15 protein-coding genes are annotated in these 13,261 nt (G+C 61.7%); 5 read left to right on the top strand and 10 right to left on the bottom strand.

Features of this window, described 5'->3' with window-relative positions; all coding sequences use genetic code 11:
- The first annotated feature begins 34 nt into the window (after positions 1-34).
- Positions 35-610 carry a TetR/AcrR family transcriptional regulator gene (locus J2Y41_RS20195; protein WP_224094322.1) on the top strand — a complete coding sequence of 192 codons (576 nt, stop codon included), beginning with the start codon at positions 35-37 and terminating at the stop codon, positions 608-610.
- A gap of 78 nt (positions 611-688) precedes the next feature.
- Here the strand turns inward: J2Y41_RS20195 and J2Y41_RS20190 are convergent, their stop codons facing one another.
- Both J2Y41_RS20190 and J2Y41_RS20185 read right to left on the bottom strand, forming a co-directional pair.
- Entirely contained in the window at positions 689-1,381 is a 693-nt protein-coding gene (locus tag J2Y41_RS20190; protein WP_309931182.1) for an SRPBCC domain-containing protein, read from the bottom strand.
- A complete protein-coding gene (locus J2Y41_RS20185) occupies positions 1,374-2,009 on the bottom strand; it encodes a helix-turn-helix domain-containing protein (protein WP_224094320.1) in 636 nt (211 codons plus the stop codon). The genes J2Y41_RS20190 and J2Y41_RS20185 overlap by 8 nt, the downstream gene beginning before the upstream one ends.
- A gap of 95 nt (positions 2,010-2,104) precedes the next feature.
- On the opposite strand from J2Y41_RS20185, the gene J2Y41_RS20180 reads away from it, so the two are divergent.
- A complete protein-coding gene (locus J2Y41_RS20180) occupies positions 2,105-3,034 on the top strand; it encodes a pseudouridine synthase (RefSeq protein ID WP_224095132.1) in 930 nt (309 codons plus the stop codon).
- A gap of 45 nt (positions 3,035-3,079) precedes the next feature.
- On the opposite strand, the gene J2Y41_RS20175 is transcribed toward J2Y41_RS20180, so the two are convergent.
- Complete coding sequence (locus J2Y41_RS20175) at positions 3,080-3,676, bottom strand: helix-turn-helix domain-containing protein (protein WP_224166431.1); 597 nt, start codon at positions 3,674-3,676, stop codon at positions 3,080-3,082.
- A gap of 77 nt (positions 3,677-3,753) precedes the next feature.
- Between J2Y41_RS20175 and J2Y41_RS20170 the strand changes: the two genes are divergently transcribed.
- Both J2Y41_RS20170 and J2Y41_RS20165 read left to right on the top strand, forming a co-directional pair.
- Positions 3,754-4,683 (top strand): NAD(P)/FAD-dependent oxidoreductase, encoded by a 930-nt coding sequence (locus J2Y41_RS20170; protein ID WP_309931179.1) that lies wholly within the window; start codon positions 3,754-3,756, stop codon positions 4,681-4,683.
- 36 nt (positions 4,684-4,719) lie between these two features.
- Positions 4,720-4,980 (top strand): hypothetical protein, encoded by a 261-nt coding sequence (locus J2Y41_RS20165; RefSeq protein WP_224094319.1) that lies wholly within the window; start codon positions 4,720-4,722, stop codon positions 4,978-4,980.
- On the opposite strand, the gene J2Y41_RS20160 is transcribed toward J2Y41_RS20165, so the two are convergent.
- The gene (locus J2Y41_RS20160; RefSeq protein WP_224094318.1) at positions 4,977-5,513 is read right to left on the bottom strand and encodes an O-acetyl-ADP-ribose deacetylase; all 537 of its coding nucleotides are present in this window, start codon (positions 5,511-5,513) and stop codon (positions 4,977-4,979) included. The two genes, J2Y41_RS20165 and J2Y41_RS20160, sit on opposite strands and share 4 nt — an antisense overlap.
- Before the next feature lie 53 nt (positions 5,514-5,566).
- On the opposite strand from J2Y41_RS20160, the gene J2Y41_RS20155 reads away from it, so the two are divergent.
- A complete protein-coding gene (locus J2Y41_RS20155; protein ID WP_224094316.1) occupies positions 5,567-6,199 on the top strand; it encodes a DedA family protein in 633 nt (210 codons plus the stop codon).
- 7 nt (positions 6,200-6,206) lie between these two features.
- Here the strand turns inward: J2Y41_RS20155 and J2Y41_RS20150 are convergent, their stop codons facing one another.
- The 6 genes from J2Y41_RS20150 to J2Y41_RS20125 all read right to left on the bottom strand — a co-directional run bounded on the left by J2Y41_RS20150 (position 6,207) and on the right by J2Y41_RS20125 (position 13,175).
- Positions 6,207-6,512 (bottom strand): hypothetical protein, encoded by a 306-nt coding sequence (locus tag J2Y41_RS20150; protein ID WP_216921592.1) that lies wholly within the window; start codon positions 6,510-6,512, stop codon positions 6,207-6,209.
- Positions 6,513-6,660: 148 nt separating this feature from the next.
- Positions 6,661-9,459 (bottom strand): phosphoenolpyruvate carboxylase, encoded by a 2,799-nt coding sequence (gene ppc, locus J2Y41_RS20145; protein ID WP_309931174.1) that lies wholly within the window; start codon positions 9,457-9,459, stop codon positions 6,661-6,663.
- Between the two features lie 117 nt (positions 9,460-9,576).
- A complete protein-coding gene (locus J2Y41_RS20140; protein ID WP_309931172.1) occupies positions 9,577-9,906 on the bottom strand; it encodes a hypothetical protein in 330 nt (109 codons plus the stop codon).
- 43 nt (positions 9,907-9,949) lie between these two features.
- Positions 9,950-11,077: a hypothetical protein gene (locus J2Y41_RS20135; RefSeq protein WP_309931171.1), complete on the bottom strand. Its 1,128-nt coding sequence runs from the start codon at positions 11,075-11,077 to the stop codon at positions 9,950-9,952.
- Positions 11,074-12,351, bottom strand: coding sequence for a glycosyltransferase family 2 protein (locus tag J2Y41_RS20130; RefSeq protein WP_309931169.1), 1,278 nt, complete (start codon positions 12,349-12,351; stop codon positions 11,074-11,076). Before J2Y41_RS20130 ends, J2Y41_RS20135 begins: the two co-directional genes overlap by 4 nt.
- Entirely contained in the window at positions 12,348-13,175 is an 828-nt protein-coding gene (locus J2Y41_RS20125; protein ID WP_309931166.1) for an ATP-grasp domain-containing protein, read from the bottom strand. The genes J2Y41_RS20130 and J2Y41_RS20125 overlap by 4 nt, the downstream gene beginning before the upstream one ends.
- Between the last annotated feature and the right edge of the window lie 86 nt (positions 13,176-13,261).

The following is a 13,261-nucleotide window of genomic DNA, read 5'->3' as shown; positions in this document are numbered from 1 at the left end:
TGTTATGAAACAATGTTATGAAACACTTGGACGTATGGCAAGACCCATAGTTCACGATCAGCACGTCCAGCAACGGCTCCTTGAAGTGACCGCCGAACTTGTGGACCGTGAAGGCCCCGCGCGTGTCACTCTCCGCGATGTTGCCACAGCCGCAGACACGTCCACCTCTGCGATCTACTCGCTCTTCGGTGGGAAAGCGCAACTCCTGACGGCCGCCGTCGACGACGGTTTTCGCTCCTTTGGGGAGTCCCAGCAGGCTGCGGCAAAAGACGGACTCCGCGGCCTGGGCAGCGCATACCGCGAGTGGGCCTTGCAGCATCCAGCCCTTTACCGGCTGATGTTCGGCGGCGCACTGGCGGCCTATGTTGATTGCAGCCCGACGCCGGAGGTCGCCTCAGCCTCCATGCTTCCCCTGGTGGAGGCGGTCACCAAGGCGCAGCAAGCGGGAGGGCTCCGACAAGACGACCCCGCTACCGTGGCCATGTCGATTTGGGGGCAAGTTCACGGCTTGGTCAGCCTGGAGCTGGCGCAAGTGGACAACCATGGCACGGATTGGGCGGGAATCTACGAGGCAGCATTGGACGGTGTCGCCCGCGCGTGGGCCCCGTAAACGCAAAGTGACTGGCAGTAGTTGTTGTTCCCAGCGCTGGGAACAACAACTACTGCCAGTCAGTTGGGCGGGAAACCCCTACGCGTAAACCTTCTCCAGAAACGCACCCCACGCCTTCGCCGTCAGTTCGGAGTCCCCCGAGCCACCGAATTCATGCACGGTCATTCCTACCGGTGCACCAAAAGCGTTCCTACCGAAGAATCGGAAGAGCGTATCTGCGGTGCGCAAGCCCAGGAAGTTCTCGTTGGAGAAGTCCACCTCGCCACTCAGCCGGCCTACGCCGTCGACGTCCACCTCAAATGGCGTACCGGCTTCCACGCCGTCCACGCCCAAGGCCTTTTTCAGTTGCACAAATCCGTCGGGAGTCTGCGACGAAGTAGGCGCCTGGATATCCGTGAAGACCACGGGCTGCCCATCGAAGTACTGCAGATACTGGCCCAGGGTGTGGAGGTAGAACTCCGTGTGCTTGCTGGCGCCGTCGTACTGTTCGTCCCAGTTGTCGTCAAAGATGCCGCTGTGGACATAGTGGAGCTTTGCCCGGCCACCCTCCACCGGCTCCAGGACATGCTCCAATTGGTTGAACCAACCGTTGGGACCCTCCATCCGCGACACAAGATGGTTGGGGAATTCCTCTACGGTCTTCACATCGGGCCACTGGTCCGTGGGAAACATCCAGGCCGCCGTGTCCTTGGTGACCGCCTGCCACACCCGCTCAGGAGTGCCCGGCAGTTCGGTGTCCGCCACGATCTCGAATTTCCGGTTGTCAGTCATTGCCTTGTTCCTTTTCTGCTGATTTTTCCGTTGACGAGGTCTTGAGGGTGGGATGAAGTACGACGACGAGCCGGTGCTTTCGTGCGCCGCCCGCCACTGCGGTAGCACCGCCGTCGTGGTACTTATCGACGAGGCGCGTGACCGCTACGCCGAGTTCCTCAGCGAAAGCGGCGCGGTCCGCAGCTGATCGGAAAGTAATTTCGCCGTCGATCGCGAAGCTCGCGAGCTTCTTCTTGGCCGCGGCCGCACCCGAAATGAGCTTGCCCATTTCCTGGACAGTGCGGGAGGCGAGCGCCAGGAGCCAGAAGGCGGAGAACCTGTCGGCGAAACGCTGCGGATCCGGGGCTACCGAAGCCAACGCGACGGGCGAGATCAGGTACGAGGCCGCCGTCGCCTGGAGGACGCGCTCGGTGACGTTGCCTTTCCGGCGCTCTTCCACAAGCTCCACCAAGCCATGCCGCTCGAGGGCTTTGAGGTGATAGTTGACCTTTTGCCGGGGTAGCCCTACCTTGGCGGCCAGTTGAGTGGCCGACCCAGGCTCGGCGAGCTCCTGCAGAATGCGCGTGCGGATCGGATCCAACGACGCCTCTGCCGCGGCCGCGTCCTCAATTACTTCGATGTCCAACATGCTTCCAGTATGCCTACCGACAAATTTTATTGTCAAGAACTTTTTTATCGTCGGTTTGCGACTGCGATGTCGGGCCACAGTAGAATTGTCCGGTGATGCAATCCCCCCTTCCCGTGCGCGACGGCGTAAACGCGACCCGCCTGCGCCTCCCGGATGACGGGCCGTGGGACACCGCGATGGACTACATGATGCATCGCTGGGGACACATTGATCCGCAGGGCATCGAGGACCGGTTCGATGCCGGCGAAATCGTGGGCGAGGGCGGCGTACCCCTGGACCGCGGGACAAAACTCGAAGACCACACCTTCATTTGGTACTACCGCACGCTCCCGCCCGAAACGCGGCTGCCCGTGGAAATCAACATCCTCCACCAGGACGAGCACATCCTCGTGGTGGACAAGCCACACTTCCTCCCCACCACTCCAGGCGGAACGTACATACAGGAATCCGCGCTGGTCCGGCTCCGGAACCTCCTGAATCTTCCGGACCTCATCCCCATGCACCGCCTCGACCGGATGACCGCCGGCATCCTGCTGCTCTCCACCAACCCGGAGACGCGCGGAAAATACCAAGTCCTCTTCGAGAAGCGACAAGTCCAAAAGGAATACGAGTGCGTGTCCGCCGCGACGCCCGCCGCAGGCTATCCCGCCGTCGAGTTCCCCACAGTGGTCCGCAACCGCATGACCAAGTCCCGCAGCTATCTGCTCGCCGAAGTTATCGATGGCCTGCCGAACGCGGAAACGCGCATCGAACAGACAAGAACGTTCGACGCCGGTACTCACCAGCGCGCGCTGTACCGACTGGAGCCGCACACCGGTAAGACGCACCAGCTCCGCGTGCATATGGCCTCGCTGGGTCTGGGCATTGTCAACGACGCCTTCTACCCGGACCTGCTGGACAAAGCCCCGGACGATTACAGCAAGCCACTTCAGTTGTTGGCCCGCGGCATCACCTTCGTGGATCCGATCACCAACAAGCCCGTGGAATACCGTAGCCGGCTGGAGCTCAGCGAAGCACTCGACTGAGTCCCCCCGCCTCCGGGCACCATCCCAATCTGATCTGCGCCTGGGCTAGCGCCCTTGCTCCCGGCTGGACTTGGCACGGACATGCATCCGTTCCCCCTGCTGCCCGAAGAGGCTCAGCACTTCCGCAGACTGGTCGCCCGTACTGCCGAACCAGTGCGGCACCCGGGTGTCGAACTCAGCCACCTCACCGGGCCCAAGTGTTAAGTCATGGTCACCCAGAACGAGCCGCATACGGCCGGAGAGAACATAGAGCCACTCGTATCCCTCATGGGTCTTGAGTTCCGGCTCGATCTTCGAGTTGGGGATGACGATCTTCCAGGCTTGGACTCCCCCGGGGTGCCTCGTCAGCGGAACTACTGTCCGCCCGTTTGCCTGCCGTGGTTTGAGGCGTATCCGGGGGTCTCCAACGTCCGGAGCGCCGACCAGATCATCCAGGGGCACATGGTAGGCGTGCGCCAGCGGAAGGAGCAGTTCCAAGCTGGGGCGTCGCTGCCCCGTCTCCAGCCGGGACAATGTGCTTTTCGAAATGCCGGTCGTAGCAGCGAGGCTGGTCAGGGTCACATTGCGCTGGTTACGCAATCGTTTGAGTCTGGGGCCGACCTGATCAAGCGCCGATGCGATCACTGTTGCTGTGTCATCCATGGCCCCATCCAACGTCAGATTCCCGAAAACAGCAACGTTTGTTGTCGAACTAGGGAAGTCCGAGGAGCCTTGAAGACATGAGCGACTATGACGTAATCATTATCGGCGGCGGATCTGCCGGCCTGTCCGCGGCACTGGTGTTGTCACGGGCACGCCGGAACGTTCTCGTGGTGGACTCCGGGGAGCCGCGCAACGCTCCCGCTGCCCACATGCAAGGGTTCCTGTCCCGTGACGGCATGCCCCCTGGAGAGTTTCTGGCAGCAGGACGGAACGAGGTCAAGGGATATGGGGGCGAGATCCTGAACGCCATGGTGAGCGAGATCGTGCAATGCGGAAAGTCCGCGTTCTCGGTCCTGCTGGCACACGGCCAACGGATTACCGCCCGACGCCTGCTGATCGCAACGGGCCTCACTGATGAGCTGCCGGACATACCGGGACTTCGGGAGCGATGGGCCCGCGACGTTTTGCACTGCCCGTACTGCCACGGCTACGAGGTACGTGACCAAGCGTTGGGCGTCCTGGGTGGCTCTCAGGACACAGTCCGCTACGCACAGATCATCCGCCAATGGAGTGAAGACGTAGTGCTGTTCACGCCCGCTGACACTCTTTCGGTCGATCAGCGCTCCCAACTGGTCGCCAGATCCATCGGCATCGTCGAAGGCAAAGTGGAGCGCGTCCTGGTCGAGAACGGCCAGCTCTCCGGAATCCAAATGGATGACGGCCGCGTTGTCCCCCGCAAGGCACTGTTCGTGCCGCCCAGCTTTGCCCCAAACAACGAGCTTTCCGTTCGCCTCGGCTGCGAAATCGACGAGAACGGCTGGCCTGTCACGGACGTTCACGGACAAACAACCATTCCCGGCGTATGGGTCGCCGGCAATGTTGCAAACCCCCGAGCCCAGGTCATTACCGCTGCCGGTGAAGGCTCCGCCTCGGCCATAGCCATCAACGCCGACCTCGTAGATGAGGACATCCGAAACGCCGTCCGAACCTTCAACCTGGGTCTTTGACCCGGCAAACCTCCTCAACAGAATTAAGGAGCACCAATGACAAAGCCTGCAGCCCCCACCACACCCGTAAAGGTCCCGCCGCCAAACAAGCACCAACTTGCGCTAATGATCTGGCTCGCTGTATTCCCGACCCTCGTAGCGATCAATGCGGTGCTCGGCGAATGGCTTGGAACCCTGGCTCCTGTGTTGCGCACCTTCATCCTGGCCACCATCGCTGTCCCGATCGTCATCTACGGCCTCATGCCCCAACTGCACCGCATGCGCGCCCACCTGATTACTCGACGCGCGCCCAACTAGCTGAACACGGACCGGAAGACCGCCGTCGTATCCTCCGAAAACAGGACGAACTCCACCAACTCAAGGCCGCTGGCCGTCCCGGCATCAACTGCAGACGCAGATGAAAACGAACTCACGGCGTCGAACGCTACTTCCGCGACCTCCCGGGCATCCCAACCAAAGATTCCAGCGCTGATCGCGGGAAAAGCGATAGACCGTGCACCCAACTCCACGGCCGCATTCAGGCTTTCCCGGAAGCAAGAGGCGAGCAGAGCAGGATCGGTTTGGCCGGCACGCCGGTTGGGACCCACGGTATGAATCACCCAGCGCGCCGGGAGCCTGAATCCGGGAGTCACGACGGCGGCGCCAACAGCCAGACCGTCCGGCACTTTGGTGCGACGGACCTCGCGGCAGGCCTCCAGCAGTTCCGGCCCGGCGGCCCGATGTATCGCACCGTCCACTCCCCCTCCACCGAGCAGTGAAGAGTTGGCGGCGTTGACGATCGCATCTACATCGCGCGTGGTGATGTCCCCGTGCATGATTTCGATCTGCATTGCGCCAGTCTCCCGCCGAGCGGCCATGGCGGCAAGTGCGGTACCTTGTGCCAATGGACTTCATCGCCCCCGAGACGTGGGGATCCGCAATTTACTTGTGGATCGTTCCCATCGTGCTGGGCGACGCCATCTTCCCACCGATCCCGTCCGAAATGGTGGTCATCACCGGCGGTGCGCTGGCGGCCGACGGCCACGCCAATTTCTGGCTCATCCTCCTACTCGCAGCCTTCGCGTCCTGGCTCGGAGACATGGCAGTCTACGTGCTGTTCAAGCGGCGGGTGAGCCATGTACTTGATCGCTGGGGATGGGGCCGGAAAGTCCACCGTGGAATCCACGAGGCTATCGCCAAGGCAGGCCGATCCTCCACCTACGGCGCCATTATTGGCGCCCGGTTCGTCCCTGGCGGCAGGCTCGCAACCTCGTCCGCAGCTGGAATCGCCAACGTCTCGGCCCGCGGCTTCAGTCTCTGCGCGGGGTTGGGCGCAGTGCTGTGGGCGGTCTGGCAGGTGGGCCTGGGCTATTTCACAGGCTCTGCAACCAAACTGCCGTTCTGGGCCAGCTCACTGATTGGGGTGGGCGTCGGCTTGGTCATCGGTGTGGTGGTCGGGTTGATCGTGACGCGGCGGCGCGGGAGCCGTTCCCCAGTGGATGAACCGTTCGACGGCGACCTGCCACAGCCCGAGTGACGCCAGCCTAAATCGGCGCCCAGCGTCCGCGGCTACGACGCAGCACGTAAAGGCTCCCGGTCAACGCAACCCGTTCGACGGCGTCGCGCATCATGGCAGCCGAGGTTCGGGCTTCGTCGTTCTCACCCGTGTAATCGCGGGCGTCAACCATGAAGCGGAGGCTGAGCTGCGGGACTCCTCCCACGATATCGAGCTGGTTCGATTCGACATGATGGCGGGTTTCCAAAGCTTCGATGGCCGCTGCCATGACTGATTCGGGAGGGTTGCCAGGCTTGAGGCCAGTGATTTTCAACTTGGTCTGGAACGACGGCATCCAACAACCCTAACGCTCAGGCACAGGTGCTTTAAGCCGGAACGCTCCCCCGCCCCGTCGACATTTCGAAGGGAGAGAGAGCGTTCCGGAAAAACCGACCGGATGTGAGAGAACTATCCGGAAAAACCGGCAGGATGTGAGAGAACGTCTAGCCGGTGTTACGCAGGCCGGCTGCCACTCCGTTGACGGTGATCAGCATGGCGCGCTGGAGCCGTTCATCGATTTCCGCGCCGGACACCGATTCCTCGCGGACGCGTCGCAGCAGCTCCACTTGGAGGTAACTGATGGGATCCAGATACTGGTCACGGATTTCCAGGGACCGCTTCAGCGTGGGCTGGGCGTCCAGAAGTTCAATCTCTCCAGTGAGGCGTTCGATTTCGGCCACGGTGAGCTCGTACTCGTCCCGGATCATGTGGAACAGGCGGTGAAATTCCTCCGGGACCAACGAGGAAACGTAGTGTCCCGCGATTTCCATGTCGGTCTTGGCCAAGGTCATTTCGACGTTGGAAATCACCGAACGGAAGAAGTGCCAGCGGTCCATCATTTCCATCAGCTGATCAGCGTCGCCGGCTTCCCGTGCTGCCTTCAGGCCGGAGCCCACGCCAAACCAGCCGGGAACGATCTGACGGGACTGCGTCCAACCGAACACCCACGGGATCGCACGGAGGCCACCCAGGCCTGCTCCGGAATCGGGCCGCTTGGAAGGGCGTGATCCGATGTTCAGGGAACCCAGCTGCTCCACAGGTGTGGACGCCAGGAAATATGCCGGAAGATCGGCGTCGTCGATCAATGCCCGGTAGCGTGCAAAGGCAGCATCGGAAATTGTTTCCATGACGTTCGCGTAGCGCACGCGCTCGTCTTCGGAGGTACGCGGAGTCCGGTGCAGGGCAGAACCCTGCATGACTGCTGCCAGGGATAGCTCAAGGTTCTCGCGGGCAAGCTCGGGGAGTGAGTACTTGTCCGAGATGACCTCACCCTGCTCCGTGAACTTAATTTCGCCCTCGAGGACACCATTGGGCTGGGCCATGATGGCGTCGTACGTCGGACCACCACCACGGCCTACGGAACCACCGCGGCCATGGAACAAACGGACCCTGACGCCGTGCTTGGCAGCCACATCGCGCAGCTTCCGCTGGGTCTTGTGGATCTCCCACTGGCTGGTCATGACACCGGATTCCTTGTTGGAATCGGAGTATCCGAGCATGATTTCCTGGACGTCGCCGCGGAGCCGGACCAGTTCACGGTAGGACGGATCGGAGAGCAACTGATCCACAATCTCAGCGGACGCGCGGAGCTCCTCGACGGTTTCCAGCAGCGGAGCAAAGCCGATCTTGGCGTGCGGCTTTGCCCCGAAGAGGTCAATCAAACCAGCCTCGCGTGCCAGCACAGCTGCCGCCAGGACGTCATCGGCGCCTCGGGTCATGGAAATAATGTATGTTTCCACGACGTCCGGACCGTACGTGTGCAGGGCCTGGCGGATGCTCCGGAAGACGTCGTAGGTGCCGTCCGCAGTGCCTTCGAGTTTGATCGGGTGGCCGGAGAGCGGACGGCGTGAGGCCAGCTCGGCACCGAGGAATTCGAAACGTTCCTCGCGGGTCAGAGAGGCGTACGGCTTCTCGGTACCAAGGCGGTCCACGAGCTGTCCGACTGCATCGTGGTGGTAATCGGCATGTTCGCGGATGTCCAAGGTTGCCAGGTGAAGGCCGAAGGCTGCGATCGCACGGCGAACACGTGCCAAGGCGCCATCGGCAACAAGGCCCGCAGCGTGGTTCCGGAGCGACGCCTCAAGCAGGCCGAACTCGGCCAGCAGCTCACTCGTGGTGGCGTAGTCCCGGCCGGGCTCATGATAGGTCGAGGCGGAAACGCGGCGCCCCGTATTGATGAGCTTGGCCTTGATACACGTGAGCTTGAGTCGATAAGGCTCTTGGGCATTGAGCTCCAGGATGCGCTTATCCAGACCGGGGAGGTTCTTGAGGTCCACCTCGATCGAATCCAGCAACTCCTGGTCGGCCCCGAACAGGGCGGTGGAGTTGGACAGCACCGAGATCAGCTCGTCGATCAGCGCAATACTGATCCGGACCGCATTCTGGTTCTGCAACTGCAGGATTTCGCGCGTAACAGCCGCGGTAACGTTGGGGTTTCCATCGCGGTCGCCACCGATCCATGAACCGAAACGCAGCGGCGCGCTTGCGGCGGGCAGGACCACCCCGTGCTCGGCAAGGAGTTCGGAAAGGTCGGTCAGCATCTCCGGCATGGCATCGGTGAGGATGCTGTTCAGGTAGTAGATCGCGTTTCGGGCTTCATCCACAGGCGTTGGCCGGACCTGGCGAAGCTCATCGGTCTGCCACATTTGGTCGATGATTTCCGAGAGCTGGCGATCCTGGCGGCGTCGGGCAGTGGTTCCCTCTTCCGTGGGCTGGGCCAGGACGTCAGAGAGTTTGCGGACCTTGTCCAGCACTGAGCGTCGCGAAGCCTCCGTGGGGTGTGCTGTGAAAATGGGCCGCACGTCAAGCTCATTAACAACGTCCTGAAGGACCTGCGGCCCAGCTTGGCCGGCAATTTCCGTAACGGCCTTCGCAAGCCAGCCGTCCTTCTCCTGTCGGGTCCTTAGCCCGCGGACGCGGTGGACCTGCTCGGCTGCATTGCTGAGGTGGAAATAGAACGCGAAGGCACGAACCAGATCCGTCGCCTGGTCCAGAGGCAGGGAGGCAAGCAACTCGCGGACCTGGGCTACGACGTCGTGCGCGCTCCATGGACCGGTCGCGTCCGCCCCGCCCCGCGCGGCCTCTTTGGATTCCTTGGTCAGCAAGCGGACCTGCTCCACGAGCTGCAGCAATTCCGGGCCGTGTTGTCGCACCAGGGACTCACCCAACAGGGTGGAAACCCGGCGTACATCAGCCCGCAGTTCTGCAGCGAGATCGGTGTCTTGATGGGCAGTGTGAACCATAAATACTTACCTTCGGGATCTGGTTTGGCTCGTACACTGCGCTGGATACTGTGAGCCGGGTTACTAGTGTTTCCTACGGGATCTTACCCGCACCAGACTCGACCTCGGGAATACGTCTCAGATTTTGGCCTCACCGGATTGCTGCCTGGCTATCATGTCGGCCGACGGCGGCAGGACCACCTTCCCGGCGAATAGCCCGACCTCTGCGGTGCCCGGGCCCGCTACCAATTTCTCGTGCCTTCGCTGCCGCATTTCCTCGCGGGCTGCCGCGGCCTCAATTTTGGTCGGCGCACCAGTGGCGGGCTCGATCATGGATAGGACACTCCCGAGTGTGCCCGTTGCCCCCTTCGCGGAAACACCCTTCTGCACCAGCCGCGTGCCAGCCCAAACCGACCCGACAATCAGTGCAAGGCTTACTACTGCCGTCATCACGGATTCCATGCCCATGCGCTCAGGGTACGCCCCGGGATGAGCGCCGGACAGCCCGTAATTACCGGACCCAAGCCTTCCGCAAGACCTCCCAATGCGCGTCGGTCATGAGGCTTACGGGTGTCACGGACACCGAGGTGGCCCCGCCCCGGGAAGCCTCACGCAAAGCCGTTTCGAACCTTTCCGGGGAGATCGTGCCGTCATCGGACCAGAGCCCGATAGACAATGACATGCGGGAGCCCGCGCGGCGGGTCAGGGCTTCTGCGAGGTCCTTCGTCCGCGGCGAGCGCTCGGCATTAAGTCCTACGTACTCCCAAACGTGGAGCCGGTCGAGCTGCTTTAGCAAGAGGTCGTAATCGTGGCCGCTGTCGGAGCGGTCCGCCGACGGTGAATCCCGCGGCGAGCGCACATCCATCTCCAGCCGGACACCATAGGGTTCGACGGCGGCTGCCACCCTGCGCACGATGTCAGCCATGGCTTCGCTCCGCCAAGTGCTGATCCGGGCATCCGACTGGTCGATCCCGCCTTCATGGTTTCTGGGCCAGTCATCTTCTCCGGTGGTGGCTTTGAAGTCATCGAAGTCATCACTGCCAAAGGTGAAATCATCGAACATCAATTCCGTGAGATTCACCGCTGTGGGCCGGTACTTCTTCGCGACGGCGGCAGACAAGGAAGCCAAGCGGGCGCCGGCCTTGCCGTGCCGCAGGGACGACACACTGGCGAAGGCTTTGGATGGCTCACCAGCGATATTCCGACCGGCCAGGGAGGGGTCCTCACTCAGCGCACGGTCCAACAGGACATCGATCGTGAGGATCACATCCCGTTCCTTCCCGCTTTTCGCCAATGCTGAGATCGCCTCCCCCACGAAGTCCCGTCCAGTGCGGGAAACCTCATAAGAGGCCCAGCCGGCTTGGCCGGACCAGGGAAAGGCCGTCCAATCTGTGCGTCCGACGGAAATCGATACGGCGGTGGCGTCCACGGCTTCCAATCGTTCCGCCAGGTCCACAAGGGGTGAACGGTCCTCGTTGACGACGTCCTCAAACCCAAGATTCACCATGCGGTCCATCGGACGAACCTCCGTTTCTACTCCACACGCGGCGACACCCGTCAATGCAACGCCAAGGAGAACGGAGCCCACCAGGGCAGCACTTAGCCTGGCAAACAGCATCCTGGATCCGAAAGCCTTCATACCCCTGCCTCGTAGCGGGGGCCGGATTCTGTGGCAGTTACGGAAATGACGCCCGTCCGTTGCAACTTGTTCCAGACGGCAGGGCTGCCGCGGATCTCCTTGATGATTGCGCTGGCTAAAGCCAGGCCAACGAATACCGAATACAGGGGCCACAGGGGCAGCGTCCATAGAAAACGAAGGTCCTTCCATGAACGGTTGAGGCCAATGGAGAAGACAATTAGCGCCAGGGACACAAACAGTCCCAACCAGCCAAGAATGGCGAGGACTTCACCGGGTACCGGACCAGAACCAGCGAGGTACAGGAACGGCAGCACAGCCAAGATGGCAAGTTGCAGCACAGGGATCACCACCATGGTGATGGCGTTGAACAAAAGAAACATGCCAAACAGCCCGTAACGCCGCCGGCCCAGCATACCGATATGCATCCGGAGCGTCTGAAGCAGGCCCCGCGACCACCGCACGCGCTGCCGCCACAATCCGCCCATCGTTGACGGCGACTCGGCATAGACCAGGGCTGAGGGCTGGAACCTCACCCGGTAGCCGGCCTTGTAGACACGCCAAGTGAGCTCAAGATCCTCACCGAGCGTGTCCTCGTGAAAACCACCTACCAGTTGGACTACGTCACGGCGGAAGGCACCTATATTCCCGGAGACGATTGGCAGGCAATGCAGCAAGGACAAGGCCCTGCGGACCAGGCCTGTCCCGACGTGGCTTAGGACAGCAAGCATCATCGTTTGAACGCGATTCAGGTTAACCGGCCGGTCGTCGCCGCATACCGCTCCTACCTTGGTGTGATCAAAACCCTCCAGCATGCGCATCAGGGTGTCGGGGGCAAAAATGCCGTCGGCGTCGACAAACATCAGGATGTCTCCCTTGGCCTTGGCGATGCCATAGTTGAGCGCAGCTCCCTTCCCTGCGTTCGTTTGGGAGAGAAACCGGACCCGATCATATTGATCTGCAAGCCCTGCCATGATGCTGGCGGTGGAATCAGTGGAACCGTCGTCCACCAGAATCACTTCCAGGCGTAAATAGCGGCTGGCAAGTATCGACTCGACGCAACTGGTGATCACCACGGCCTCGTTATAGCCGGGCACGATCACAGAGACCAGGGGCCGGTCAGTGATGACGGAATAGCGATGCCTGGCGGAGTTGGAACGGTAAAGCCGGTTGAAATACAAGGCCAGTGGAACGTAGACGATTTTGACCACACCGAAACTGAGAATCAGCACGCCTCCAACCTGGACAAACGCCAGGGCAGCATCAAGAGGTGTCACGCACGCCTTCCGGTCAATCGACCGGCGACATATCGGCCCAGGACGTTCTCCAGGAGTTCGGGGGCGAACGCACTGTTTGCACCGAACCTCGCGTTGATCTCCAGTACCACCGGGCTTCCGTCCTGCAGGCGGCGCACGTCCACGTCGATGGGCCCTGTCAACCCGAGCGCGGTCACGGCTGAATCAGCCAATTGAGCAACGTCGGCACTCCCGGCTCCCTCGATCCTCCTGACGGACACGGCGTTACCCACGCGTCCCTCTTTGAGTTCTGTCTTCTCCAGCACCACCACAAGATCGTCCTGACCCGGCTCGGGCCTGTGGTGGAGGACCACGGGCGCGTACTCCGTTCCAGGCGCGAATCGTTGCACAATCCAGGAATCGTCCAAGGAGGACCAGACGTGGGCGGCGTTCCGGCCGCCGTCGGCAGCCTTTTCCAGTACCTGCACCCCGCGTCCGCCGCGCGAAATCCGAGGCTTGACCACCAGGGATCCCCCTAGCCGAGCCATCGCCTGATTGACAGAGGCGAAATCGCCGGGCAGCCCGAAATCCGGGACAGCAACGCCTGCATTGGCAAGGCATCCCATGGTGAGGAATTTGTCATTCGCGGTTCGAACGGGTGCGGGGTCCGCAATAAGGACCTCGACATTAGGAGCGAAGCCTTGCCTGGCTTCGGAAACCAGGACGAGTTCATCGCTGACGGTGGGCACCACAAGATCGATGGCATGGACGCCCGCGAGTCCCTGCAGTTCCCAGAGATAGTCGGGAGAGCTGGAGGCCGATACCAAGGAAAACATGTGAGCCGCGGAACCGTTCACTGCTTGCATATCAACGCCCAGGACCCAATGTCCCAGTTCTCTTAGCTGGCGCGCCAAGGAGGAGCCAGCTGGTCCTCCGACGCCTGTTACGAGTA

This window comes from Arthrobacter sp. 1088 (assembly GCF_031455315.1).
Taxonomy (GTDB): Bacteria; Actinomycetota; Actinomycetes; order Actinomycetales; family Micrococcaceae; genus Arthrobacter.
The sequence above is the reverse complement of the archived record's forward strand: the minus strand, read 5'-3'. Positions and strand labels throughout refer to the sequence as shown.